The 22528-nt window shown below is 65.9% G+C and carries 25 protein-coding genes and 1 other RNA gene; 13 read left to right on the top strand and 13 right to left on the bottom strand.

Annotation, left to right across the window (positions count from 1 at the left end):
- Position 1: 1 nt before the first annotated feature.
- The 3 genes from AC0IZJ_RS04120 to AC0IZJ_RS04110 form a co-directional block, all read right to left on the bottom strand.
- Positions 2–448 carry a GatB/YqeY domain-containing protein gene (locus tag AC0IZJ_RS04120; protein WP_471846914.1) on the bottom strand — a complete coding sequence of 149 codons (447 nt, stop codon included), beginning with the start codon at positions 446–448 and terminating at the stop codon, positions 2–4.
- A gap of 99 nt (positions 449–547) precedes the next feature.
- Entirely contained in the window at positions 548–760 is a 213-nt protein-coding gene (gene rpsU, locus AC0IZJ_RS04115) for a 30S ribosomal protein S21 (protein WP_007833691.1), read from the bottom strand.
- Positions 761–925: 165 nt separating this feature from the next.
- Complete coding sequence (locus AC0IZJ_RS04110; protein WP_471846909.1) at positions 926–2146, bottom strand: BaiN/RdsA family NAD(P)/FAD-dependent oxidoreductase; 1221 nt, start codon at positions 2144–2146, stop codon at positions 926–928.
- 220 nt (positions 2147–2366) lie between these two features.
- Here AC0IZJ_RS04110 and AC0IZJ_RS04105 point away from each other — a divergent pair, with 220 nt between their 5' ends.
- Positions 2367–3368: a GGDEF domain-containing protein gene (locus tag AC0IZJ_RS04105; protein WP_471846907.1), complete on the top strand. Its 1002-nt coding sequence runs from the start codon at positions 2367–2369 to the stop codon at positions 3366–3368.
- 6 nt (positions 3369–3374) lie between these two features.
- Here AC0IZJ_RS04105 and AC0IZJ_RS04100 read toward each other — a convergent pair whose 3' ends face one another.
- The 9 genes from AC0IZJ_RS04100 to AC0IZJ_RS04060 all read right to left on the bottom strand — a co-directional run bounded on the left by AC0IZJ_RS04100 (position 3375) and on the right by AC0IZJ_RS04060 (position 9328).
- Complete coding sequence (locus AC0IZJ_RS04100; RefSeq protein WP_471846905.1) at positions 3375–4187, bottom strand: sulfite exporter TauE/SafE family protein; 813 nt, start codon at positions 4185–4187, stop codon at positions 3375–3377.
- Complete coding sequence (locus AC0IZJ_RS04095) at positions 4184–4639, bottom strand: EVE domain-containing protein (RefSeq protein ID WP_471846903.1); 456 nt, start codon at positions 4637–4639, stop codon at positions 4184–4186. The genes AC0IZJ_RS04100 and AC0IZJ_RS04095 overlap by 4 nt, the downstream gene beginning before the upstream one ends.
- Before the next feature lie 24 nt (positions 4640–4663).
- Positions 4664–4842, bottom strand: a non-coding RNA gene (gene ssrS / locus AC0IZJ_RS04090) — 6S RNA.
- 17 nt (positions 4843–4859) lie between these two features.
- The gene (locus AC0IZJ_RS04085; RefSeq protein ID WP_471846901.1) at positions 4860–5159 is read right to left on the bottom strand and encodes a cell division protein ZapA; all 300 of its coding nucleotides are present in this window, start codon (positions 5157–5159) and stop codon (positions 4860–4862) included.
- A complete protein-coding gene (locus tag AC0IZJ_RS04080) occupies positions 5156–5368 on the bottom strand; it encodes a DUF904 domain-containing protein (RefSeq protein WP_471846899.1) in 213 nt (70 codons plus the stop codon). The genes AC0IZJ_RS04085 and AC0IZJ_RS04080 overlap by 4 nt, the downstream gene beginning before the upstream one ends.
- Positions 5369–5382: 14 nt before the next feature.
- Positions 5383–6027, bottom strand: a complete 645-nt coding sequence (gene nth, locus AC0IZJ_RS04075; protein WP_471846897.1) for an endonuclease III — start codon at positions 6025–6027, stop codon at positions 5383–5385.
- 21 nt (positions 6028–6048) lie between these two features.
- Positions 6049–6693 carry an electron transport complex subunit RsxB gene (rsxB, locus tag AC0IZJ_RS04070; protein ID WP_471846895.1) on the bottom strand — a complete coding sequence of 215 codons (645 nt, stop codon included), beginning with the start codon at positions 6691–6693 and terminating at the stop codon, positions 6049–6051.
- Positions 6690–8012, bottom strand: a complete 1323-nt coding sequence (locus AC0IZJ_RS04065) for a polyhydroxyalkanoate depolymerase (protein WP_471846893.1) — start codon at positions 8010–8012, stop codon at positions 6690–6692. The genes rsxB and AC0IZJ_RS04065 overlap by 4 nt, the downstream gene beginning before the upstream one ends.
- Positions 8013–8140: 128 nt before the next feature.
- Positions 8141–9328: an amino acid aminotransferase gene (locus AC0IZJ_RS04060; RefSeq protein WP_471846891.1), complete on the bottom strand. Its 1188-nt coding sequence runs from the start codon at positions 9326–9328 to the stop codon at positions 8141–8143.
- 113 nt (positions 9329–9441) lie between these two features.
- Here AC0IZJ_RS04060 and uvrB point away from each other — a divergent pair, with 113 nt between their 5' ends.
- From uvrB to tsaD, 9 genes are all read left to right on the top strand, one after another.
- Positions 9442–11568 carry an excinuclease ABC subunit UvrB gene (gene uvrB, locus AC0IZJ_RS04055; RefSeq protein ID WP_471846889.1) on the top strand — a complete coding sequence of 709 codons (2127 nt, stop codon included), beginning with the start codon at positions 9442–9444 and terminating at the stop codon, positions 11566–11568.
- Between the two features lie 176 nt (positions 11569–11744).
- A complete protein-coding gene (gene iscR, locus AC0IZJ_RS04050) occupies positions 11745–12278 on the top strand; it encodes a Fe-S cluster assembly transcriptional regulator IscR (RefSeq protein ID WP_471846887.1) in 534 nt (177 codons plus the stop codon).
- A 27-nt stretch (positions 12279–12305) separates the two neighbouring features.
- The gene (locus AC0IZJ_RS04045; protein WP_471846885.1) at positions 12306–13526 is read left to right on the top strand and encodes an IscS subfamily cysteine desulfurase; all 1221 of its coding nucleotides are present in this window, start codon (positions 12306–12308) and stop codon (positions 13524–13526) included.
- A gap of 13 nt (positions 13527–13539) precedes the next feature.
- The gene (gene iscU, locus AC0IZJ_RS04040; RefSeq protein ID WP_471846883.1) at positions 13540–13935 is read left to right on the top strand and encodes a Fe-S cluster assembly scaffold IscU; all 396 of its coding nucleotides are present in this window, start codon (positions 13540–13542) and stop codon (positions 13933–13935) included.
- A 1-nt stretch (position 13936) separates the two neighbouring features.
- Positions 13937–14260 carry an iron-sulfur cluster assembly protein IscA gene (gene iscA, locus AC0IZJ_RS04035; RefSeq protein WP_422015086.1) on the top strand — a complete coding sequence of 108 codons (324 nt, stop codon included), beginning with the start codon at positions 13937–13939 and terminating at the stop codon, positions 14258–14260.
- 59 nt (positions 14261–14319) lie between these two features.
- Positions 14320–14838, top strand: coding sequence for a Fe-S protein assembly co-chaperone HscB (gene hscB, locus AC0IZJ_RS04030; protein WP_471846880.1), 519 nt, complete (start codon positions 14320–14322; stop codon positions 14836–14838).
- Between the two features lie 2 nt (positions 14839–14840).
- Positions 14841–16685, top strand: a complete 1845-nt coding sequence (hscA, locus tag AC0IZJ_RS04025) for a Fe-S protein assembly chaperone HscA (protein WP_471846878.1) — start codon at positions 14841–14843, stop codon at positions 16683–16685.
- Between the two features lie 9 nt (positions 16686–16694).
- On the top strand, positions 16695–17033 hold the full coding sequence (gene fdx / locus AC0IZJ_RS04020; protein ID WP_057299623.1) for an ISC system 2Fe-2S type ferredoxin: 339 nt from the start codon (positions 16695–16697) through the stop codon (positions 17031–17033).
- A gap of 5 nt (positions 17034–17038) precedes the next feature.
- Positions 17039–18070: a tRNA (adenosine(37)-N6)-threonylcarbamoyltransferase complex transferase subunit TsaD gene (gene tsaD, locus AC0IZJ_RS04015; RefSeq protein WP_471847139.1), complete on the top strand. Its 1032-nt coding sequence runs from the start codon at positions 17039–17041 to the stop codon at positions 18068–18070.
- A 27-nt stretch (positions 18071–18097) separates the two neighbouring features.
- On the opposite strand, the gene AC0IZJ_RS04010 is transcribed toward tsaD, so the two are convergent.
- Positions 18098–18493, bottom strand: a complete 396-nt coding sequence (locus AC0IZJ_RS04010) for an Hsp20/alpha crystallin family protein (RefSeq protein ID WP_471846875.1) — start codon at positions 18491–18493, stop codon at positions 18098–18100.
- Between the two features lie 396 nt (positions 18494–18889).
- On the opposite strand from AC0IZJ_RS04010, the gene rpsO reads away from it, so the two are divergent.
- From rpsO to AC0IZJ_RS03995, 3 genes are all read left to right on the top strand, one after another.
- A complete protein-coding gene (gene rpsO / locus AC0IZJ_RS04005; RefSeq protein ID WP_394480297.1) occupies positions 18890–19159 on the top strand; it encodes a 30S ribosomal protein S15 in 270 nt (89 codons plus the stop codon).
- A 209-nt stretch (positions 19160–19368) separates the two neighbouring features.
- Positions 19369–21525: a polyribonucleotide nucleotidyltransferase gene (gene pnp / locus AC0IZJ_RS04000; protein ID WP_471846872.1), complete on the top strand. Its 2157-nt coding sequence runs from the start codon at positions 19369–19371 to the stop codon at positions 21523–21525.
- Positions 21526–21536: 11 nt separating this feature from the next.
- Positions 21537–22523, top strand: a complete 987-nt coding sequence (locus tag AC0IZJ_RS03995) for an NAD(P)H-quinone oxidoreductase (protein WP_471846870.1) — start codon at positions 21537–21539, stop codon at positions 22521–22523.
- Positions 22524–22528: the final 5 nt, after the last annotated feature.

Genomic DNA, 22528 nt, shown 5'->3' with positions numbered 1-22528 from the left:
CTTACTTGGCCAGCGCGGCCTTGACCGCAGCAGACACCGTGCTCATTTCCGCCACGCCGCCGAGTGCGGCCTTGGCGGCGGCCATGACCTTGCCCATGTCGGCAGGGCCGGTGGCACCCAGCTCGGTGACGATGGCATTGACCTTTTCCGCCACTGCCTCGGCCGACAGACGCTCCGGCAGATAGGCCTGCAGCACGGCCAGCTCTGCGGTTTCCTTGGCGACGAGGTCATCGCGGCCGGCGGCACCGAACTGGCTGATCGAATCCTTGCGCTGCTTGATCAGCTTGTCGACGATGGCGACGAGGGCTGTGTCATCCACGACGACACGTTCGTCGACTTCCTTCTGCTTGACGGCAGCCAGCAGGCCGCGGATGGTCAGCAGGCGGTCGGCTTCCTTGGCGCGCATGGCGGCCTTCATGTCTTCGGTGATGCGGTCTTTGAGGCTCATGGGGGCATCCAGTTCAAAAAGACAAAAACCCGCGACAGCGTCCTGTGGCGGGTCTTGGAGTTCAACCAGAGCCGAGGCTCCGGGTGGCGTCAGAAACGATCAGTACAGCTTCTTGGGCAGCTGCATGCTGCGCACGCGCTTGTAGTGGCGCTTGACGGCCGCAGCCTTCTTGCGCTTGCGCTCGGCGGTCGGCTTCTCGTAGAACTCGCGGGCGCGCAAGTCGGTCAGCAGGCCCAGTTTTTCGATGGTGCGCTTGAAGCGACGCAGTGCGACGTCGAACGGCTCGTTTTCTTTGACGCGGATAGTGGTCATGTATTTCCTTCAGATTGCGCTCGGTATTCGCGGCTGAGTTCAGCAGCAGGTTCCGGATTACTGCGTCACTTGTTTAGTCCAATGACATGCAGCGAATCGACGCGCGGGGTTTGCCAGCAAAGCCGAGGATTGTAGCCAGAAAATCAAGCACTTGCCAAGATTTGCTCAGGCGGGCGTTGAAGCCTCCGCCATGGCTCGTGCGCAGGCGGCTGCGCTGGCCCAGGCCCACTGGAAGTTGTAGCCGCCGAGCCAGCCCGTCACATCGACGACTTCGCCGATGAAAAACAGGCCAGGCACCCGCCTGCTCTCCATCGTCTGTGAGCTCAAGTCCTTGGTACTGACGCCGCCGCGCATCACCTCGGCCTTGCGCCAGCCCTCGTCGCCGCTGGGCAGAAGCTGCCAGTCGTGGACGCTGCGACCCAGGCGCTGGAGGTCGGTATCGCGGCATTCCGCCATAGGTTTGGCGGCATCGAGTTTGGCGCGTTCCAGCCAGGCTGCGGCCAGGCGCTGCGGCAGGCGGGCCGCTAACTCGTTGCCCAACTGGCGGCGCGACGTGGCCTTGGCCTCGATGAGGTCCTTGTCGAGCTGCATTTCGGGGGCGAGGTTGATCTGCAGGGGCTGATCGGCGGACGTCCGGTAGCTGGAAATCTGCAGGATGGCCGGGCCGCTAAGCCCGCGGTGCGTGAACAGCAGGTCCTCGAGGAAGCGCCCACGCGCCTTGCCACTGCCGCAGGACACCTCCACCAGCAGCGAGAGCCCGGCGAGCGCCGCGAACGGAGCCCAGGCGTGTTCGTCAAAGGTCAGCGGTACGAGGGCCGGGCGCGGTTCAACGATGGCGTGCTCAAGGCGCTTGGCCAGGCGCAGGCCCCAGTCGCTGGCGCCTATCTTGGGCACCGGCAGGCCGCCAGTCGCGACGACGACGCGCGGCGCCGTCACCGGCCCCTGGCTGGTGTCCAGTTCGAAGCCGCCGCCGGGCAGCGGGCGCACATCGGCCACCGTGCACGGTTGCCAGCGCGTGACGCGGCCGGCCTCGCACTCCTTGACGAGCATCTGGATGATCTGCTCGCTGGCGCCGTCGCAGAACAACTGGCCCTTGTGCTTCTCGTGGAAGGCGATGCCATGGCTTCGCACGAGCTTGATGAAGTCCTGCGGCGTGTAGCGCGCCAGTGCCGAGCGGCAGAAGGCGGGGTTCTCGGACAGGAAATTGGCCGGCCCCGCCTCGCGATTCGTGAAATTGCAACGCCCGCCGCCCGAGATACGGATCTTTTCAGCCAGGCGTGGCGCGTGGTCGATGAGCAGCACGCGCAGGCCCGATTGGCCCGCAAGCCCCGCGCAGAACAGGCCTGCCGCGCCCGCGCCCACCACCACCGCATCGAATCCCTGCATAAACCTCCCGTGAATGGGGCGCCATTCTCGCGGGTCGTGGTGTTGAAACTCGGTAGGATGCCCTCCAAGTGATGCAGCGGGCCTTCTAGGGGGGAGGCCCGATTCATGGGGTGACCCGGCCTTGCTGGCCGCGTTCGCGCCCCACTACAGTCCTTTGACACTGGACCGGCCCGGTTCCCCTACCGACGGCAAGCGATCGCATCAAAACGATTTCATGGACATGACCGCTGACTCCTCCGCGACGCAGCCTGGCAGCCTGGCGCATTGGCTTGCCGGACGCAACGAGCTGGGCGGCGAGACGCTGGCCGGCCTGATCGCGCTGATCGAACCTCTGGGCAGCCAGGCAGCGATCAAGACGGTGGCCAACGGCCGCTACGTTTTTGCCAGCCCCGGCCTGGCCCAGTTGTTTGAAAGCGAGAACGTCATCGGCCATACCGATGCCGAATTGCTGAAGGCCGACGAGACCACCGCGCTGCGCCGCGTCGAGCAGACCGTCATGGCCCAGCGCCACCCGGTTGTGTCCGAGCACAAGCTTGAGATCAACGGGCGCCGCCGCGAGTTCAGCGTCACGCGCCTGGCGCTGGGGCAGGACTTCCTGCTGTCCGTCTGGCATGAGCGCACCGAAGAGCGTCACCGCGAGTCGCATCTTCAGCGCGCGCTGGCGCAGATCGAGCAGCAGCAGAGCGCTATCGAGCAGATCCGCCGCGAGTTGCAACTGGGCTCGGGCCGCGACGACATTTCGGGCCTCTACATGCGCCCGCAGTTCGACGACCAACTGCTTCGCGAGATCGACCTGTCCTCGCGCGAGCATCGCGAGTTCGCCCTCGTCGTCATCGCGTTGGACGCCGTGCCGGCGGCTGCGGATCTGGGTGACGAAGCGCAGCAGCGCCTGCTCGAAGGCATAGGCCGCATGCTGCGCGCCAACACGCGGGCGATGGACTCGGCCTGCCGCATCGGTGCGCAGCGCTTTGCCGTATTGCTGTCGGGCGTCGGCCTCGCGACGGCACATGCCCGCATGGAGCAGTTGCGCCGCCAGTGCGCGGCCCAGATCGTCGTACTGAACGGCCAGGACCTGGGCCTGTCAATCTCCATGGGCGTGTCCAGCTTCCCTCACACGGCCTCGCGCCAGGAGGAACTGGTGGCCGCCAGCGAGGCCGCCGTCCATGAGGCCCAGCGCCGCGGCGGCAACCAGGTCGTGCTGGCTTCCATCGCCTTCACCTAGAGCCCTCTAGATCCCGCTGAGGCCTTTCCAGAGCATGTAGGCCGCGAGCGCGAACAGCAGCGTCGCGAAGGCCTTCTTCAACTGCGTGACGTTCATCGCATGGGCGGTCCGGGCACCCAGCGGCGCCATCGTCACGCTGGCGGCGGCGATCAGCGCCAGCGCCGGTAGGTAGAGGTAGCCGAAGGCGCCCGGCAGCGCTGGCGCAACGCTCCACCCACCGACCACGTAGCCCAGCGTATTGGCGATGGCAATGGGAAAGCCCAGCGCCGCGCTTGTCGCCACGGCGAAGTGCACCGGCACATTGCACCAGACCATGAAAGGCACGCTGGCGAAGCCACCGCCCGCGCCCACCAGCCCCGAGAGCAGGCCGATGCCGGCGCCCGCGCCGAACTGGCCGGCCGTGCCGGGCATCTGGCGGCTGGGTGCGGGGCGCTTGTTGCGCAGCATCTGCCAGCCCGAGAAGCTGACGAAGGCGGCAAACACGAGGGCCAGCCAGGCACCCTTGAGTAGCGTGAACAGACCTGCGCCGGCCAGCAGGCCGCCGGCGAGGATGCCGGGCGCCAGCCCCTTGACGAGATCCCAGCGCACGGCGCCACGCTGATGGTGGGCCCGCACGCTGGACAGCGACGTGAAGATGATGGTGGCCATCGACGTGGCGATGGCCATCTTGACGGCCATGCCAGGCTCGACACCGCGCTCGCTGAGAATGAACGTGAGGAAGGGCACCAGCAGCATGCCGCCGCCGATGCCGAGCAGGCCGGCCAGAAAGCCGGCCGCGAGCCCCAGCACCAGCAGCTCGGCAACGAGGCCGGCCGTCATCCGCGCAGTCGCTTCATCAAGGCCTGCCATTCGGTCGGCGTGACCGGCGTGATGGACAGCCGGCTGCCGCGCTGCAGCACCACCATGCTGGCCAGCTCGGGCGCCTCGCGCATCTCCTTGAGACTCAACAGGCGAGTCGTCTCCCGCCAGCGCACATCCACATGCACCCAGCGCGGCGCGTCGGGCTTGGACTTGGGGTCGAAGTAGTGGCTGGCCGCGTCGAACTGCGTCGCATCGGGGTAGGCCGCGCTGCAAACCTCGGCGAGGCCGGCAATGCCAGGCTCGGGGCAGGACGAGTGATAGAAGAGCACACCATCGCCGAGCCGCATGTCGTCGCGCATGAAGTTGCGCGCCTGGTAGTTGCGAACGCCGGTCCAGGGCAAAGTGCCCGCGCGAGCCAGGTCGGTGATCGACGCTTCGTCGGGCTCCGACTTCATCAGCCAGTAGTTCATGGGCTGATGCTAAGGGGGAAGAAGGTGTCCACCGCAATCCTGGGGGCCGAGATCCTGAACACCCAGGGGTAATCAGGTGGGCGAGGTCAGCCGGACTTCGGGTTCATCTGACGCGAGACGATCACGCCCGTCCGGCATTTTCCAAGCCCTTGCTCATAGAGCATCGGATGAAGGAAATAAAGCCCCGGGGAAAGCAGTGGACGGAACGGATTTTAAGCGCTCAGAGCAGCTGCCCGTCATGTCCGAGGGCTTCGTCCAGACGCTTGATGAGGGTATCGACTTCCGGCGACGAAACAGGCGTAGAAGCGGACGCCTCGCGCGGTGCTTCGGCGAGCTGATAAGCGAGGTTCAGCGCAGCCAGCACGGCGATGCGCTCGCGTGCCTTGACCTTGCCGGCGTCTCGGATGGCGCTCATTTCGCGGTCCACCTGCGCCACGGCGGCGGTCAACGCGGTCTCGCCCCCTGGAGGGCAGCCGAGCAGGTAGCTCTGGCCCATGATGATGACTTCCATCTGCTTCATGGCTGCTCCTCCTTGGGCGAGTCGGCCGGCAGGCGTTCCAGCAGCGCGTCCACGCGGGCTCGGGCGGCGCTCAGGCGCGAGCGCAGGCTGTCGCGCTCCTGCGTGATTGAGGTGAGCTGCACCTGCAGCAGCAGGTTGGTGCGCAGGATTTCGTCGTGTCGCACGAGCAGGCGCTCCACGCGGTCGGTCAGGTCGGTCAGGCTGGCCATGGATGGGCTCGGGATCAGGCGGAGACCGATTTTAGGTTGCGGCCGTAGTCGCACTCATTGATCACAGCGCAAACATTGCATAACGGCTTGCGTGCCTGGCAGACATAGCGGCCATGCAGGATCAGCCAGTGGTGGGCGTCGACCAGATAGGCCTCGGGGATGCGGTCGAGCAGGCCCAACTCCACGGCCAGTGGTGTCTTGCCGGGCGCCAGACCCGTGCGGTTGCCAACGCGGAAGATGTGGGTGTCGACGGCCATCGTTGGCTCGCCGAAGGCGACGTTGAGCACGACGTTGGCGGTCTTCCGACCGACGCCCGGCAGTGTCTCCAATTCGGCACGCGAGCGTGGCACCTCGCCGCCGTGCAGGTCGATCAGCATGCGGCAGGTCTGTAGCAGATGCTTGGCCTTGCTGCGGTACAGGCCGATGGTCTTGATGTGCGACTCAAGACCTTCCTGGCCTAGCGCGAGGATCTGCGCCGGCGTGTTGGCGACGGCGAACAGGCGTCGAGTGGCCTTGTTGACACCGACATCCGTGGCCTGAGCCGACAGCAGCACGGCCGTCAGCAGCTCGAAGACGCTGGCGAACTCCAGTTCTGTCTGCGGCGCCGGGTTGGCGGCTTTCAGCGTGGCGAAGAAGCGTTCGACTTGGGCGGCGTTCATGCCGCCCATTGTCGACGTGCTTCAGCTGCGCTTGGCTCTCGCGCGGGCCAGTGCCGCTTCGATGACGGCGCGCTTGCGGTCGAGTTGGACCGGGTCGGTAATGGCCGACGCAGCCGGCAGGTCGGCGAGCTTGGCCTGCGCCTTCTCGGCCAGGCGCGCCTCGTTTTCTTCCGCCTCGCGGTGGCGGCGGAACTGGCGAAAGACATAGCGCTCGCGGGCTTCTGCGGCCTGCGGCGCGCTCCAGGCGGCCCAGCCGGTGGCTGTCGTCACCTCGGGCATCGAGATGCAGTCGACAGGGCAGGCCGGCACGCAGAGTTCGCAGCCGGTGCACTGCGCGGTGACGACGACATGCATGGCCTTGGGTGCGCCGACGATGCAGTCCGCGGGGCAGGCCTTGATGCACAGCGTGCAGCCAATGCACCAGGCCTCGTCGATGACGGCGACGCCGCGCGTGGCTTCGATGCCGTTGACGGGATTCAGCGGTTGAGTGGGTCGGCCGGTGATCGCTGCCAGCCGGGCAACGCCCTCGGCGCCGCCTGGCGGGCATTGGTTGATGTCAGCCTCGCCCGCAGCGACGGCGTCAGCGTAGCCACGGCAGTCCGGGTAACCGCAGCGGGTGCATTGGGTCTGCGGCAGTGCGGCGTCGATCAGCTCGGCAAGGCTCACGCTTTGCGCTTGCGGGCCGGCGACGATTTGGCGGTCGCCTTCGCCGACGTGGCCTTGGCCGTCTTCTTCAGCGGCGCGGCCTCGTACTTGGCAATGAACTTGCAAACTTCGGGATACACCTTCTCGCGCCAGCGGCGGCCCGAGAAGATGCCATAGTGGCCGGCGCCTTCGACGTCGTAGTGGAACTGGTGCTGCTTGGGTACCCCTGAGCAGATGTCGTGCGCTGCCTGAGTCTGGCCGGCGCCTGAGATGTCATCCAGCTCGCCTTCAACGGTCAGCAGCGCCGTCGTCGTGATGTCCTGCGGGCGGACCAGCTGGCCATCGACCTCCCAGGTGCCGTTGACGAGGGCGAAGTCCTGGAAGACCGTCTTGATGGTGTCGAGGTAGTACTCGGCCGGCATGTCGAGCACGGCGTTGTACTCGTCATAGAACTTCCGGTGCGCCTCGACGTTGTCGTCGTCGCCACGCACCAGGTCCAGGAAGTAGTCGTAGTGCGAAGTCAGGTGTCGATCCGGGTTCATCGCGACGAAACCGGTGTGCTGGAGGAAGCCGGGGTAGACCGCGCGGCCGGAGCCCGGGAAGTTGGTCGGCACGCGGTAGATGACGTTGTTTTCGAACCAGCTGTAGCTGCGGTTCATGGCCAGGTTGTTGACGGCCGTCGGGCTCTTGCGAGCATCGATGGGGCCGCCCATCATCGTCATGCTGCGCGGCGTGGCCTCACCGGCGCTGGCCATCAGCGAGATGGCGGCCAGCACGGGCACCGTCGGCTGGCAGACGGAGATGACGTGGCTGTCGGCGCCGCCGACGTGGCGGATGAACTCCTGCACGTAGGAGATGTAGTCGTCCAGATGGAAGGCGCCAACGTCCAGCGGCACCATGCGCGCGTCGGTCCAGTCGGTGATGTACACCTTGTGGGTCTTCAGCAGTTGCTTGACCGTCTCGCGCAGCAACGTGCTGTGGTGGCCGGACAGGGGCGCCACGACGAGGACGGTTGGCTGGTCCTTCATCTTCGACAGCACGGTGAGTTCGTCCGTGTAGCGCTTGAAGCGCAGCAGGCGGCAGAAGGGCTTCTCCAATGCCACCAACTCCTGCACGGCCACGTCGACGCCGTCGACCTCGACAGACCGGATGTCGAACTCCGGCTTCTCGTAGTCCTTGGCCAGGCGGTGCATCAGGTCCAGCCCGGCCGACAGGCGCTGCGCCATGGGCGTGTGCGCAAACGGCGAGAGCGGGTGGCTGTAGAGCTTGGCCGAGGCGGCGGCAAACTCGGAGAACGGGCTCAGCAGGGCGCGCTGGGTTTCGAACAGTTGATACAGCATGGCCGGCCTTGGCGAGGATCAGGAAGCCTTGATGGTGCCAGAAAACGTTGTCAGTTTTGTGCGCTGCAACATTGGATTGGCGGACATACCGCCAATCCTGCGCACTTGAGTGGTGCGATAAACCCCTATCAGCCCTTCAGCACGGCCGCCATTGCACCAGCGACGGTCGGCAGGTTGCCCTCATTGAGTGCGGCGACGCAGATGCGGCCGGAGTCCACGCCGTAGACGGCAAACTCGCTGCGCAGGCGCTGCATCTGCGTGGCGTTCAGGCCGGAGTAGCTGAACATGCCGAGCTGCTCGGTGACAAAGCCGAGATCTTGGGTCACACCGGCGGCCTTCAAGGCTGAGACGAGGGCGCCGCGCATGGCCTTGATGCGCACGCGCATGCCGGCCAGCTCTTCTTCCCACAGTGCGCGCAGCTTGTCGTCGGCCAGCACCTGGGTGACGACCTGGGCGCCGTGGGTCGGCGGGTTGGAGTAGTTGGTCCGGATCATGATCTTCAGCTGCGACAGCACGCGCACGGCTTCCTCGTCGCTGGTGCAGGCCACGCTCAGCGCACCGACGCGCTCGCCGTACAGCGAGAAGCTCTTGGAGAAGCTGGTGGATACAAAGAAACCGACGCCAGCGGCCATGAACTGGCGCACGGCCTCGCCGTCTTCCTTCAGGCCGAAACCGAAGCCCTGGTAGGCCATGTCCAGGAAGGGCGTCAGGCCGTTGGCCTTGACGGCGGCGACGACCTGAGCCCACTGGGCCGCCGTGATGTCGTAGCCGGTCGGGTTGTGGCAGCAGGCGTGCAGCACGACGACAGTGCCGGCGGGCGCGGCATTCAGCGCGGCCAGCATGCCGTCGAAGTTGATGCCCTTGTTGGCGGCGTCGTAGTACGGATAGGTCTCGACCGTGAAGCCGGCCTGCGTGAACAGCGCGCGGTGGTTCTCCCAGCTCGGGTCTGAGATCAGCACCTTGGAGGCGGGGTTGAGCTGCTTCAGGAAGTCCGCGCCGATCTTCAGCGCGCCGGTGCCGCCGATGGCCTGCACGGTGGCGACGTTCTTCAGTTCGCTGCCGAAGACCAGCTTCTGCACGGCCTTGTCATATGCAGCGATGCCGTCGATGGGCAGGTAGCCACGCGGCTTGGGCGCTGCGGCCATGGCCGCTTCGGCTTCGCGCACGCACTTCAGCAGCGGCAGCTTGCCGGCTTCGTCGTAGTAGACGCCGACGCCGAGGTTGACCTTGCCCGGGCGGGTGTCGGCGTTGAACTGCTCGTTCAGGCCGAGGATGGGATCACGGGGGGCAAGGGCGACATCGGCAAAGAGAGACATGGTGATTCCTGAAAGGACGGTGGCAGCAGGGGAGGGCGCGTCAGCCGGGCATGCGCTTAAGCTGACGGATTACTCAGGGCTGCAATTTTGCCCGTGAACCCCATATGCCCCCCATGCAAGAAGCCTTGAACGCCATGCCCGCCCCAGAGGGCGACACCGAGGAACGCAAGGGCGAATTCGTGAGCTTCGAAGGCTCGCCGTTCCAGTTGTTCCAGCCTTTCCCGCCTGCCGGGGATCAGCCCAAGGCCATCGCGCAGCTCATCGAAGGCATCAACGACGGCCTCAGCTACCAAACGCTGTTGGGAGTGACCGGCTCGGGCAAGACGTTCACGATGGCCAATGTCATCGCCCGGCTGGGCCGTCCGGCCATCATCTTTGCGCCCAACAAGACGCTGGCGGCTCAGCTTTACAGCGAGTTCCGGGACTTCTTTCCGAACAACGCCGTCGAGTATTTCGTCAGCTACTACGACTACTACCAGCCCGAGGCCTATGTGCCGCAGCGCGACCTGTTCATCGAAAAGGACAGCGCGATCAACGAGCACATCGAGCAGCTGCGGCTGTCCTGCACCAAGAGCCTGCTGGAGCGGCGCGACGTGGTCATCGTGGCCTCCGTGTCGGCCATCTACGGCATCGGCTCGCCGGCGGACTATCACCAGATGGTGATGACGCTGCGCGTGGGCGACAAGATGGGGCAGCGCGACGTCATCGCCCACCTGATCCGCATGCAGTACACGCGCAATGAGATGGAGTTCACGCGTGGCCACTTCCGCGTGCGCGGCGACACGATTGACGTGTTCCCGGCGGAGCATTCCGAGCTGGCCATCCGCATCGAGCTGTTCGACGATGAGATCGAGGCGCTGTCGCTGTTCGACCCGCTGACCGGCCACATCCGCCAGAAGATCCCGCGCTTCACGGTCTACCCGAGCAGCCATTACGTGACGCCGCGCGACCGCGTGCTGGCGGCGACGGATGCGATCAAGCAGGAGCTGCGCGACCGCGTTGCCTTCTTCGTCAAGGAAGGCAAGCTCGTCGAAGCCCAGCGCGTCGAGCAGCGCACGCGCTTCGACCTGGAGATGCTGCAGGAGGTGGGCCACTGCAAGGGCATTGAGAACTACACGCGGCACCTTTCGGGCGCCGAGCCGGGCGACCCGCCGCCGACGCTGGTGGATTACCTGCCTAAGGACGCCATCATGTTCCTGGACGAAAGCCACGTGCTGATCGGCCAGTTCGGCGGCATGTACAACGGCGACCGGGCGCGCAAGACGACGCTCGTCGAGTACGGCTTTCGCCTGCCTTCCGCGCTGGACAACCGGCCGCTGAAGTTCGCCGAGTTCGAACGCAAGATGCGCCAGGCCGTCTTCGTATCTGCCACGCCGGCGCAGTACGAGAAGGACAACGCCGGCCAGGTCGTCGAGCAGGTCGTGCGCCCGACGGGCCTCGTCGACCCCTTGGTGGAAGTGCGTCCCGCCACGCACCAGATCGACGACGTGTTGCAGGAAATCCGCCTGCGCGTTGAGGTGCAGGAGCGCGTACTGATCACGACGCTGACCAAGCGCATGGCCGAGCAGCTGACCGACTACCTCAGCGACAACGGCGTGAAGGTGCGCTATCTGCACTCGGACGTGGACACCGTGGAGCGGGTTGAGATCCTGCGCGACCTGCGCCTGGGAGCCTTCGACGTGCTGGTGGGCATCAACCTGCTGCGCGAGGGGCTGGACATTCCCGAGGTGTCCCTCGTTGCCATTCTGGACGCGGACAAGGAAGGCTTCCTGCGCGCCGAGCGCAGCCTGATCCAGACCATCGGGCGGGCGGCGCGCAATCTGAACGGCAAGGCCATCCTCTATGGCGACCGCATCACCGAGTCGATGCGCAAGGCCATCGACGAGACCGAGCGCCGCCGCGCCAAGCAGATCGCCTTCAATGCGGAAAACGGCATCACGCCGCGCAGCGTGACCAAGCGCATCAAGGACCTGATCGACGGCGTGTATTCCGCCGAATCCGGCCGCGACGACGCCAAATTGCTGGCTGCGGCCAAGGTCGAGGACTTGTCTGAGAAGGATCTGGCCAAACGTATTGCCCAGCTCGAGAAGCAGATGCTGGAGCACGCCCGCAATCTGGAGTTTGAACAGGCAGCGCGGACGCGCGACCAGTTGGCGCAGCTGCGAGAGGCGGCCTTCGGTGCGCGTGTGCACGACAACATCGTGCCGCTGGACAGTGCGCGCAAAGGCGCGCCGCGCTGAAGGTCCAAAAACCCTGCCGGAGGCTGGGGCTACCTAGTAACCCTGGGATGCGCTCGATTAGTCGAGTAAAATCATCGGAAATGAATTAGTCGGCTATTGTCCCGTTCATCACGGGTTAACCCCAAATCATTTGCCCTGGACAAATCGTGTCAGGGCGTCTCGCAAAGGAGTTTCGTATGCGTCTCACCACCAAAGGCCGGTTTGCTGTTACCGCGATGCTGGACTTGGCGCTGCGCGAGAACACGGGCCCCGTCGCGCTGGCGGCGATCAGCCAGCGGCAGCAGATTTCGCTTTCCTACCTGGAGCAGCTCTTCGGCAAGCTGCGCCGCCATGAACTCGTGGAAAGCACCCGCGGCCCGGGCGGCGGCTACTCGCTGGGCCGCAAGGCCGAGAACATCACCGTCGCCGACATCATCGTCGCCGTGGACGAGGCGCTCGACGCCACCGGATGCGGCGGCAAGGAAAATTGCCAGGGTGAAGACAGCGGCCGCTGCATCACCCATGAACTCTGGACCAATCTAAACGCCAAGATGATCGAGTACCTCGATTCCGTCTCCCTGCGCAAGCTTGCCGACGAGCAACTGGCCAAGGGCTTCGAGGTCGAGGCGGCGCCGGTCAAGCGTGCGATTTCGTCGCAGCCGGTGCTCAAGCCCATCCGCGTGACGGCGCCCAACTCGGTATTCGCGCTCGGCAACGCGTTCAGCAAGTAAGTCAAAAAACTCAAAAGTAGTCGTTCCATGGACATGACCCCGCACTTCCCGATCTACCTCGACTACGGCGCCACGACGCCGTGCGACCCCCGTGTGGTGGACGCAATGATTCCCTGGTTGCGCGAGCACTTCGGCAACCCGGCATCACGCAGTCACGCCTGGGGCTGGGAAGCGGAAGAGGCGGTCGAGAAGGCGCGCGTGCAGGTCGCCGAGCTGATCGGCGCCGACCCGCGCGAGATCGTGTGGACCTCCGGTGCAACAGAGTCCAACAACCTTGCGCTGAAAGGCGCCGCGCAGTTCTACAAGACCCGTGGCAAGCACCTGATCACCGTCAAGACCGAGCACAAGGCCGTGCTCGACACCATGCGCGAACTGGAGCGCCAGGGCTTCGACGTGACCTATCTCGACGTGCTGGAAAGCGGCCTCGTCGACCTCGAAGCTTTCAAGGCCGCGCTGCGCCCGGACACCATCCTGGCCTCGGTCATGTTCGTCAACAACGAGATTGGCGTCATTCAGGACGTCGTCGCCCTGGGTAACTTGTGCCGCGAGCGCGGCATCATCTTCCACGTCGACGCGGCCCAGGCCACCGGCAAGGTCGAGATCGACATGGCCAAGCTGCCCATCGACCTGATGAGCCTGGCCTCGCACAAGAGCTATGGCCCCAAGGGCATCGGCGCGCTCTACGTGCGCCGCAAGCCGCGCATTCGCCTGGAAGCGCAGATGCATGGCGGCGGCCACGAGCGTGGCATGCGCTCCGGCACGCTGCCCGTGCACCAGATCGTCGGCATGGGCGAAGCCTTCCGCATCGCCCGCGAGGAAATGGGCGCCGAGAACGAGCGCATCCGCGCGCTGCACAACCGGCTCATCCAGGGTCTCTCGGGCATCGAGCAGACCTTCATCAATGGCGACCTCGAGCGTCGCGTGCCGCACAACCTCAACATCTCGTTCAACTATGTCGAGGGCGAGTCGCTGATCATGGGCGTCAAGGGTTTGGCGGTGTCGTCGGGCTCGGCCTGCACGTCGGCCAGCCTGGAGCCCAGCTATGTGCTGCGCGCGCTGGGCCGCAGCGACGAACTGGCGCACAGCTCACTTCGCATGACCATCGGCCGTTTCACGACCGAGGAAGAAATCGACTACGCCATCAGCGTGCTGACCGACCGCGTCGGCAAGCTGCGCGAGCTGTCTCCGCTGTGGGACATGTTCAAGGACGGCGTTGACATCAGCACCATCCAGTGGGCTGCCCACTGAGCAGGAGAACAACATGGCATACAGCGAAAAGGTCGTAGACCACTACGAGAACCCGCGCAACGTCGGCAAGTTCGACAACGGCGACGACGATGTCGGTACCGGCATGGTCGGCGCACCCGCCTGCGGCGACGTGATGAAGCTGCAGATCAAGGTGAACCCGGCGACCGGCCTCATCGAGGACGCCAAGTTCAAGACCTATGGCTGCGGCTCGGCCATCGCTTCCAGCTCGCTCGTGACCGAATGGGTCAAGGGCAAAAGCCTGGACGAAGCGCTGACGATCAAGAACACGCACATCGCCGAAGAGCTGGCCCTGCCGCCGGTCAAGATCCACTGCTCCATCCTGGCCGAAGACGCCATCAAGGCCGCCGTGGACGACTACCGCGCCAAGCACGCGGCTGTGGCGAACTGACATGTCCGTCACGCTGACCGAAGCAGCGGCCCGCCACGTCAAGCGCTACATCGCCAAGCGCGGCAAGGGCGTGGGCGTGCGTTTGGGCGTGAAGACGACCGGCTGTTCGGGCCTGGCCTACAAGCTGGAGTACGCCGACGACGTGGCGCCGGAGGACGTGATCTTCGAAGGGCATGAGGTGAAGATCCTCATCGACCCGAAGAGCCTGCCCTACCTCGATGGCACCGAGCTGGACTTCGTTCGCGAGGGCCTGAACGAAGGCTTCAAGTTCCGCAACCCGCGCGAGAAAGACAAGTGCGGCTGCGGCGAGTCCTTCCGTGTCTGAAACTTGCTGACTCGACGACAGGCGCGGTGTGAACCGCGCCTTTTGCTTTTTCACCCGCCATGCGCCTCACCGACAACGACTTCCAGCTCTTCGGCCTGCCTGAACAGCAGGCCCAGGTCCGTGCGGACATCGACGCGCGTTGGAAGGCGCTGCAGGCCGAAGTTCATCCGGACCGCTTCGCTTCGGAAGGTGCCGCAGCCCAGCGTTTGGCCATGCAGTGGGCCATGCGCGTGAACGAGGGCTACCGGCGCCTGAAGGACCCGCTCAAGCGCGCCGCCTACCTCTGCGAATTGCGTGGCGCGCCCGTGGGTGCCGAGACCAACACGCAGATGCCTGCCGCCTTCCTGATGCAGCAGATGGAATGGCGCGAGGCGCTGGACGACGCGAGCGGTGAAGCCGCGCTCGAAGCCCTCGACGAAGACGCGATGCAAGCCGAAACGACAGCCTTGGCCCAGGCCGAGCGCCTGCTCGACGACAACAACGACGCGCCGGCCGCGGCCGCGCAGGTGAGGGCGCTGATGTTCATCCAGCGTTTCCGCGCCGACATTGACCAGCGCTTAGCGGCGCTCGACGCCTGACCATGGCTCTCCTCCAGATCTCCGAACCCGGCGCTTCGCCCGACCCGCACCAACGCCGCATCGCCGTTGGCATCGACCTCGGCACGACGCATTCGCTCGTCGCCGCCGTGCGCCACGGCGTGGCCGAATGCCTGCCCGACGAGCAGGGCCGCGTGATCCTGCCGTCCGTCGTGCGCTACCTCCCCGAAGGCCGCCGTCAGATCGGTGCCGACGCGCTTGCTGCGCAGGCTGAAGACCCCGAGAACACCATCGTCTCGGTCAAGCGCTTCATGGGCCGCAGCCTGGGCGATGTGGCCAACCGCGAGCAGCTGCCGTACCAGTTCGAGAACCGACCCGGCATGCTGGCCATCGCCACTCGCGACGGCGTGAAGAGCCCGGTCGAGGTCTCCGCCGAGATCCTCGCGACGCTGCGCTTCCGCGCCGAGGACAGCTTTGCCGACGACCTGTTCGGCGCCGTCATCACCGTGCCGGCCTACTTCGACGACGCCCAGCGCCAGGCGACCAAGGACGCTGCCGAACTGGCCGGCCTCAAGGTGCTGCGCCTCATCAACGAGCCCACGGCCGCTGCGATTGCCTACGGCCTGGACAACGCCAGCGAAGGGCTCTATGCCGTCTACGACCTGGGCGGCGGCACCTTCGATATCTCGCTGCTGCGCCTGACGCGCGGTGTCTTCGAGGTGGTCGCGACCGGCGGCGACGCGGCCTTGGGCGGCGATGACTTTGATCGTGTGCTGGCCGACTGGGCACTCGCGGGTCGCGCCGTCGAATCCGCGCACGACAAGCGCGCCGTACTCGTCGCCGCCCGTGCGGCCAAGGAGGCGCTGTCCGACGCCGACTCGGCCGAACTGGTCGCCGCGCTGGACGCGGGTGAGCTGCGCGTGACCGTGACGCGCGAGCAGTTTGAGGCGCTCGCCCAACCGCTGATCGCCAAGACGCTGTCTGCCGTGAAGCGCGTGCTGCGCGACGCCAAGGTCAAAGCTACGGACGTGGCCGGTACCGTCATGGTCGGTGGCTCCACGCGCATGCCCATCGTGCGCCGCGCGGTGAGCGAACTCGTCGGCCGCGAGGTGCTGACAAATCTGAACCCCGACGAGGTCGTCGCGCTGGGCGCCGCCATCCAGGCCAACCAGCTCGCTGGTAACGCACGTGATGGCGAGATCCTTTTGCTGGACGTGATCCCGCTGTCGCTGGGGCTCGAGACGATGGGCGGTCTGACGGAACGGGTCATCGAGCGCAACTCGACCATCCCCGTCGCCAAGGCCCAGGACTTCACGACCTTCAAGGACGGGCAGACCGCGCTGGCCATCCACGTCGTGCAGGGCGAGCGCGAGCTGGTCAGCGAATGCCGCTCGCTGGCTCGCTTCGAGCTGCGGGGCATCCCGCCCATGGTGGCCGGCGCCGCACGCATCCGCGTCAGCTTCCAGGTCGATGCCGATGGTCTGCTGAACGTTTCTGCCGAGGAGCTGACCTCGGGCGTGCAGACGGCCATCACCGTCAAGCCGAGCTACGGCCTCGGCGACGACGTGATCGCCAACATGCTGAAGGATGGCTTCAACAGCGCCGAGGGCGACATGGCCGCGCGCAAGCTGCGTGAGGCCAAGGTCGAGGCGGAGCGCATGGTGCTTGCCACGCGCAGCGCGCTTGAGGCCGATGGCGACCTGTTGCCGCGGGCGGAGCGCGATGCGCTGGAATCGCGCCTGCTCGCACTTGCCCAGATGGACGGCGATGCCGACGCCATCGATGCCGCCGTTAAGGCGCTGGCCGAAGCCACAGAAGGCTTCGCCGCCGAGCGCATGAACCGCTCCATCGCTCGCGCGCTGACCGGCCGCAACGTCTCGGCCCTTTAAGAGAACAACATGCCCGTCATCAAGATCCTCCCGCACGCCGAGTACTGCCCCGACGGCGCCAGCATCACGGCCGCGCCTGGCACCTCGATCTGCGAGGCGCTGCTGGCCAACGACATCCACATCGAGCACGCCTGCGACCAGGTCTGCGCCTGCACGACCTGCCACGTCATCGTCCGCGAGGGCGGCCGTTCGCTGAGCGAGATGGAAGAGGACGAAGAGGACATGCTGGACCGCGCCTGGGGGCTGGAGCCCGACTCGCGCCTGTCCTGCCAGGCGCTGCTGCGCCAGCAGGACGTGACGGTCGAGATTCCCAAGTACTCGATCAACCACGCCAAGGAAGGCAAGTGAGTGACGTGAAGCGCATCCTTGGGTTCGAGTCGTCGTGCGACGAGACCGGGGTTGCGCTTGTCGAGGTGGACGGAGATGCGCCACCGCGGCTGGTCGCGCAGGCGCTGTATAGCCAGATCACGATGCATCAGGCCTACGGTGGCGTCGTGCCGGAACTGGCCTCGCGCGACCATGTGCGCCGCGTGCTGCCGCTGACGCGCGAGGTGCTGGCCCGGGCCGGCCTGGTGTTGCAGGACGTCGACTTGATCGCCTACACCCAAGGCCCCGGCCTGGCGGGGGCGCTGCTCGTCGGCGCCGGTGTGGCCGTATCGTTGGCCGCCGCGCTGGATGTGCCGGCACTGCCTGTTCATCACCTTGAAGGGCACTTGCTGTCGCCCTTCCTGTCGGCCGACCCGCCGAAGTTCCCCTTCGTCGCGCTGCTCGTGAGCGGCGGCCACACGCAGCTGATGCGCGTGGACGACGTGGGCGCCTACGAGATGCTCGGCGAGACCATCGATGACGCGGCCGGCGAGGCCTTCGACAAGAGCGCCAAGCTGCTCGGCCTGCCTTATCCGGGCGGCCCGCACCTGGCGCGCATGGCCGAGTTCGGCAATGCGGCCGCGTTCACGCTTCCGCGCCCGCTGCTGCACAGCGGCAAGCCGGATTTCAGCTTCGCCGGGTTGAAGACGGCCGTGCTGACGCAGGTGAAGAAGATCGGCGACTCACCCTGCGACCAGACGAAAGCGGACCTTGCTGCGGCGACGCAGGAGGCCATCGTCGAAGTGCTGGTGAAGAAGTCGTTGCTGGCGCTGAAGATGACCGGCCTGAAGCGCCTCGTCGTTGCTGGCGGCGTCGGCGCGAACATCAAGCTGCGCGAACAGCTGAACGCCGCCTGCGAAAAACGGGGCGTGCGCGTGCACTACCCCGAGCTGTCCCTGTGCACCGACAACGGCGCCATGATCGCGATGGCCGCCGCGCTGCGGGTGCAGCGCGGCATGGCAGCGTCCCGACACGACGGCGGCTTTGAAGTCCGCCCGCGCTGGGAATTGGGAACCTGACGCTCCCGCTCCAGGGTGTGGCGCCGCTTAGTTGACCGTCAGCTCGCCACCGTTCTCGGCGACACGCTTGACCAGGTTCAGCGTCAGCACACCGTTCTCGAAACGGGCTTGAGATTGGCCCTGGTCGATCTCGGTCGGCAGCGAGAAGCTGCGGGCATAGCGCGCGGCGCGGCGCTCGCGGTAGAGCACGCGGGAACCGTCCGTCGGCGCTGCGGCCTCTGCGGTGACGGTCTCGACCTGCACGCGGCGGCCCTCGACGCGGACCTTGACGGCTTCCTTGGCAACGCCGGGCATGTCCACGGTGACGTGGTAGCCCTTGTCGTCCTCGCTGACATCGAGAGCAGGGGTGCGGGCGGCGTCCGCATCGGCGTCGAACTGGCGCAGGACGCGGGCAACATGGCGGGGGTGGGTCAGATAGAACATGGCGAAACTCCGTGGCGGTTGACGCTGCTTCGAAGGGTCGGGAGCAGCACCCGATGACCGAGAGATAGGGCAGGGCCGAGGCGCTTCAAGAGCAGTTTTCGGCGGGTGGCAGAGAAGTCACGCATTCGCGGGGCAGGGCGGTTCGGCCTCTTGAAACCGTCGTCAGCGGCAGCATGTCCGCGAGCTTGGTCTGGGGCGGAATGTGTGCCTCTGCCGCTTTGGGCTAGAATCCGCAGGTTTTGCGCAAGCAGAACAACGCCCAACGCAAGTTGAGCGGTACCAGCACGGCTTGGGGCGGTTTCCCCCTTGTCCGCAAGTCAACCCCGGAAACCGTCTGCGGCAGCGCCTTGTATGCGTCTCGCCCGGCCGGACTTCCGAAACCTTTTGGAAAACAAAATGTCCGTCGCCGATCTGAACAAGGCCGAAATCGTCAAGGCCAACGCGCGCAGCGCCAACGACACCGGCTCGCCGGAAGTCCAAGTCGCCCTGCTGACCGCCCGCATCAATGACCTGACCCCTCACTTCAAGACCCACGCCAAGGACCACCACGGTCGTCGCGGTCTGCTGAAGATGGTCAACACCCGCAAGAGCCTGCTGGCCTACCTGAAGCGCGTTGACTCGAGCCGTTATGTCGCGCTGATCGCCAAGCTCGGCCTGCGCAAGTAAGCCACTGAATCCGACACGGAGCCTGTCTGGTCCTCAAGCCCAGTACAGGCTCTTTGTCCATCTATCTGCCGGAACCGAGCTGTCGTGGTGTCGGATCATTCCAAGACGGTTCTTCACTGAACCGCCCTGGAATGGCATCTGGACCAAACCCAGTCTCGTTCCCGGTTACCCCCGGGTGCCCCCGCACCCACAACAACCAGGAGATGAGCATGTCCATTTTCAACAAGGTCACGAAGTCCTTCCAATGGGGCCGCCACAACGTCGTGCTGGAAACGGGTGAAGTCGCCCGCCAGTCCAGCGGCGCCGTTCTGGTCAACATCGAAGGCACCGTCGTGCTGGCCACCGTGGTCGCCAAGACCGAAGCCAAGGCCGGTCAGGATTTCTTCCCGCTGACCGTCGACTACCTCGAGAAGACCTACGCCGCCGGCAAGATCCCCGGCAGCTTCTTCAAGCGTGAAGGCCGCCCGAGCGAGCACGAAACGCTGACCAGCCGCCTGATCGACCGCCCGATCCGCCCGCTGTTCCCCGAAGGCTTCTTCAACGAAGTCCAGGTCGTCGTCCACGTCGTGAGCCTGAACCCCGAAGTGCAGGCCGACATCGCTGCGCTGATCGGCTCGTCCGCCGCGCTGGCCATTTCCGGCATCCCGTTCAGCGGCCCGATCGGCGCTGCCCGCGTGGGCTACGTCAACGGCGAGTACGTGCTGAACCCCAGCAAGTCCGAGCTGGTCAACAGCCAGATGGACCTCGTCGTCGCAGGCACGCAAGCCGCCGTGTTGATGGTCGAGTCCGAAGCCTCGGGCCTGTCCGAGGAGGTCATGCTCGCCGCCATCGTCTATGGCCATGAGCAAGGCAATGTCGCCATCGCCGCGATCAACGAGCTCGTCAAGGAAGCCGGCAAGCCGGCCTGGTCCTGGGCCGCGCCCGCCAAGGACGAAGCCTTCATCGCCAAGGTCAACGGGCTGGCCGAAGGCCCGCTGCGCGAGGCTTACCAGATACGCTCCAAGCAAGCCCGCACCCAAGCCTGCCGCAGCGTCACGTCCAGCGTCTTCGCTTCGTTGAAGGACGAAGGCGTCGCGTTCGACAAGGTCGAGGTCGAAGGCCTGCTGTTCGAGATCGAAGCGCGCATCGTCCGCAGCCAGATCCTGGCCGGCGAGCCGCGCATCGATGGCCGCGACACGCGCACCGTGCGCCCCATCGAGATCCGCAACGGCATCCTGCCGCGCACCCACGGTTCGGCGCTGTTCACGCGCGGCGAGACGCAGGCGCTGGTCATCGCCACGCTGGGCACCGACCGTGACGCACAGCGCATCGACGCGCTGGACGGCGAGTTCGAAGACCGCTTCATGATGCACTACAACATGCCCCCCTTCGCGACCGGCGAGACTGGCCGTGTGGGCAGCCCCAAGCGCCGCGAAATCGGCCACGGACGCCTCGCCAAGCGCGCGCTGATCGCCGCGCTGCCGAGCAAAGAAGACTTCCCGTACTCGCTGCGCGTGGTCTCGGAAATCACCGAGTCCAACGGCTCGTCGTCGATGGCTTCCGTATGCGGCGGCTGCCTGGCACTGATGGACGCCGGCGTGCCGATGAAGGCCCACGTGGCCGGTATCGCCATGGGCCTGATCAAGGACGCCAACCGCTTTGCCGTGCTGACCGACATCCTGGGTGACGAAGATCACCTGGGCGACATGGACTTCAAGGTGGCCGGAACGACGACCGGCATCACCGCCCTGCAGATGGACATCAAGATCCAGGGCATCACGAAGGAAATCATGCAGGTCGCCCTGGCGCAAGCCAAGGAAGCCCGCCTGCACATCCTGGGCAAGATGACCGAAGCCATGGGCACGGCCAACACCGAGGTGTCGCAGTTCGCGCCGCGTCTGTACACGATGAAGATCAACCCGGAGAAGATCCGTGACGTCATCGGCAAGGGCGGCTCGACGATCCGCGCGCTGACCGAAGAGACCGGCACGACCATCGACATCGGCGAAGACGGCACCATCACCATCGCCTCGACCGACGCGGACAAGGCCGAGCTGGCCAAGAAGCGCATCCAGGAGATCACCGCTGAAGTGGAAGTCGGCAAGGTCTACGAAGGCCCGATCGTCAAGATCCTGGACTTCGGCGCCCTCGTGAACCTGCTGCCTGGCAAGGACGGCCTGCTGCACATCAGCCAGATCGCCCACCAGCGCGTCGAGAAGGTCACCGACTTCCTGCAGGAAGGCCAAGTGGTCAAGGTCAAGGTGCTCGAGACCGACGAGAAGGGTCGCATCAAGCTGTCGATGAAGGCACTGATCGACCGCGAAGCTGCGCCGGTTCAAGCGGCTCCGGTCGCTCCGGCTGCTGACAACGGTCCCGCCGCGGAGTAATCGACTCAGCGATGAAAGCCATCGCGATCACCCGCCCCGGCGGGCCCGAAGTGCTGGAGCTGGCCGAACGGCCGGATCCAGTCGCGGGCCTGGGTGAGTGCCTGATCCGCGTTGCAGCTTCGGGCATCAACCGCCCGGACGTGCTACAGCGCAAGGGCGCCTACCCACCGCCGCCGGGCGCGAGCGATCTGCCAGGGTTGGAGGTCGCGGGGGAGATCGTCGCCGGCGACGCCGAGGCCTTGGCGGCTCATGGGTTTGCAATCGGCGACAAGGTCTGCGCGCTGGTCAACGGCGGTGGCTATGCCGAGCTCTGCACGGCGCCGGTCGGCCAATGCTTGCCGGTGCCCGAGGGCTGGACGTTGACGCAAGCCGCGACGCTGCCGGAAACCTGCTTCACGGTCTGGGCCAATGTGTTCGACCGCGTCGGTCTGCAGGCTGGCGAGTCGCTGCTGATTCACGGCGGTTCCAGTGGCATCGGCGTGACGGCGATCCAGATCGCAAAGGCACTCGGCGCCCGCGTGCTGGTGACGGTTGGCAGCGCCGACAAGGCCGAAGCCTGCCTGGCGCTGGGTGCTGACGTCGCCATCAACTACCGCGAGCAGGATTTCGTCGCTGAAGCCAAGGCCGCCACCGGTGGCCGTGGTGTCGACGTGATCCTGGACATGGTGGCCGGCGACTACATCGGCCGCGGCGTGCAAGCGCTGGCCGAAGACGGTCGCCTGGCTTTGATCGCCGTGCAGGGCGGCGTGAAGTCGGAGATTGATGCCGGCCTCGTGTTGCGCAAGCGGCTGACCATCACGGGCTCGACGCTGCGCCCGCGCTCGGCGGCGTTCAAGGCTCGTCTGGCGCGTTCGTTGCGCGACAAGGTCTGGCCGTTGATCGAAGCCGGCCGCATCAAGCCGGTCGTCTACCGCGAGCTTCCCGCTGCGCAGGCGGCCGCGGCGCACGCGCTGATGGAATCCAACGAGCACATCGGCAAGATCGTGCTGACCTGGTGAGGAGA

Source organism: Roseateles sp. AC306, from assembly GCF_979253795.1.
Note: the sequence above shows the minus strand (reverse complement) of the source record. Positions and strands in the feature narration are given on the sequence as shown.

Coding starts and splice junctions, on each gene's coding strand:
- AC0IZJ_RS04120 (WP_471846914.1), bottom strand. CDS start 448: ATGAGCCTCAAAGACCGCATCACCGAAGACATGAAGGCCGCCATGCGC.
- rpsU (WP_007833691.1), bottom strand. CDS start 760: ATGACCACTATCCGCGTCAAAGAAAACGAGCCGTTCGACGTCGCACTG.
- AC0IZJ_RS04110 (WP_471846909.1), bottom strand. CDS start 2,146: ATGCAGGGATTCGATGCGGTGGTGGTGGGCGCGGGCGCGGCAGGCCTG.
- AC0IZJ_RS04105 (WP_471846907.1), top strand. CDS start 2,367: ATGACCGCTGACTCCTCCGCGACGCAGCCTGGCAGCCTGGCGCATTGG.
- AC0IZJ_RS04100 (WP_471846905.1), bottom strand. CDS start 4,187: ATGACGGCCGGCCTCGTTGCCGAGCTGCTGGTGCTGGGGCTCGCGGCC.
- AC0IZJ_RS04095 (WP_471846903.1), bottom strand. CDS start 4,639: ATGAACTACTGGCTGATGAAGTCGGAGCCCGACGAAGCGTCGATCACC.
- AC0IZJ_RS04085 (WP_471846901.1), bottom strand. CDS start 5,159: ATGAAGCAGATGGAAGTCATCATCATGGGCCAGAGCTACCTGCTCGGC.
- AC0IZJ_RS04080 (WP_471846899.1), bottom strand. CDS start 5,368: ATGGCCAGCCTGACCGACCTGACCGACCGCGTGGAGCGCCTGCTCGTG.
- nth (WP_471846897.1), bottom strand. CDS start 6,027: ATGAACGCCGCCCAAGTCGAACGCTTCTTCGCCACGCTGAAAGCCGCC.
- AC0IZJ_RS04065 (WP_471846893.1), bottom strand. CDS start 8,012: ATGCTGTATCAACTGTTCGAAACCCAGCGCGCCCTGCTGAGCCCGTTC.
- AC0IZJ_RS04060 (WP_471846891.1), bottom strand. CDS start 9,328: ATGTCTCTCTTTGCCGATGTCGCCCTTGCCCCCCGTGATCCCATCCTC.
- uvrB (WP_471846889.1), top strand. CDS start 9,442: ATGCAAGAAGCCTTGAACGCCATGCCCGCCCCAGAGGGCGACACCGAG.
- iscR (WP_471846887.1), top strand. CDS start 11,745: ATGCGTCTCACCACCAAAGGCCGGTTTGCTGTTACCGCGATGCTGGAC.
- AC0IZJ_RS04045 (WP_471846885.1), top strand. CDS start 12,306: ATGGACATGACCCCGCACTTCCCGATCTACCTCGACTACGGCGCCACG.
- iscU (WP_471846883.1), top strand. CDS start 13,540: ATGGCATACAGCGAAAAGGTCGTAGACCACTACGAGAACCCGCGCAAC.
- iscA (WP_422015086.1), top strand. CDS start 13,937: ATGTCCGTCACGCTGACCGAAGCAGCGGCCCGCCACGTCAAGCGCTAC.
- hscB (WP_471846880.1), top strand. CDS start 14,320: ATGCGCCTCACCGACAACGACTTCCAGCTCTTCGGCCTGCCTGAACAG.
- hscA (WP_471846878.1), top strand. CDS start 14,841: ATGGCTCTCCTCCAGATCTCCGAACCCGGCGCTTCGCCCGACCCGCAC.
- fdx (WP_057299623.1), top strand. CDS start 16,695: ATGCCCGTCATCAAGATCCTCCCGCACGCCGAGTACTGCCCCGACGGC.
- AC0IZJ_RS04010 (WP_471846875.1), bottom strand. CDS start 18,493: ATGTTCTATCTGACCCACCCCCGCCATGTTGCCCGCGTCCTGCGCCAG.
- rpsO (WP_394480297.1), top strand. CDS start 18,890: ATGTCCGTCGCCGATCTGAACAAGGCCGAAATCGTCAAGGCCAACGCG.
- pnp (WP_471846872.1), top strand. CDS start 19,369: ATGTCCATTTTCAACAAGGTCACGAAGTCCTTCCAATGGGGCCGCCAC.
- AC0IZJ_RS03995 (WP_471846870.1), top strand. CDS start 21,537: ATGAAAGCCATCGCGATCACCCGCCCCGGCGGGCCCGAAGTGCTGGAG.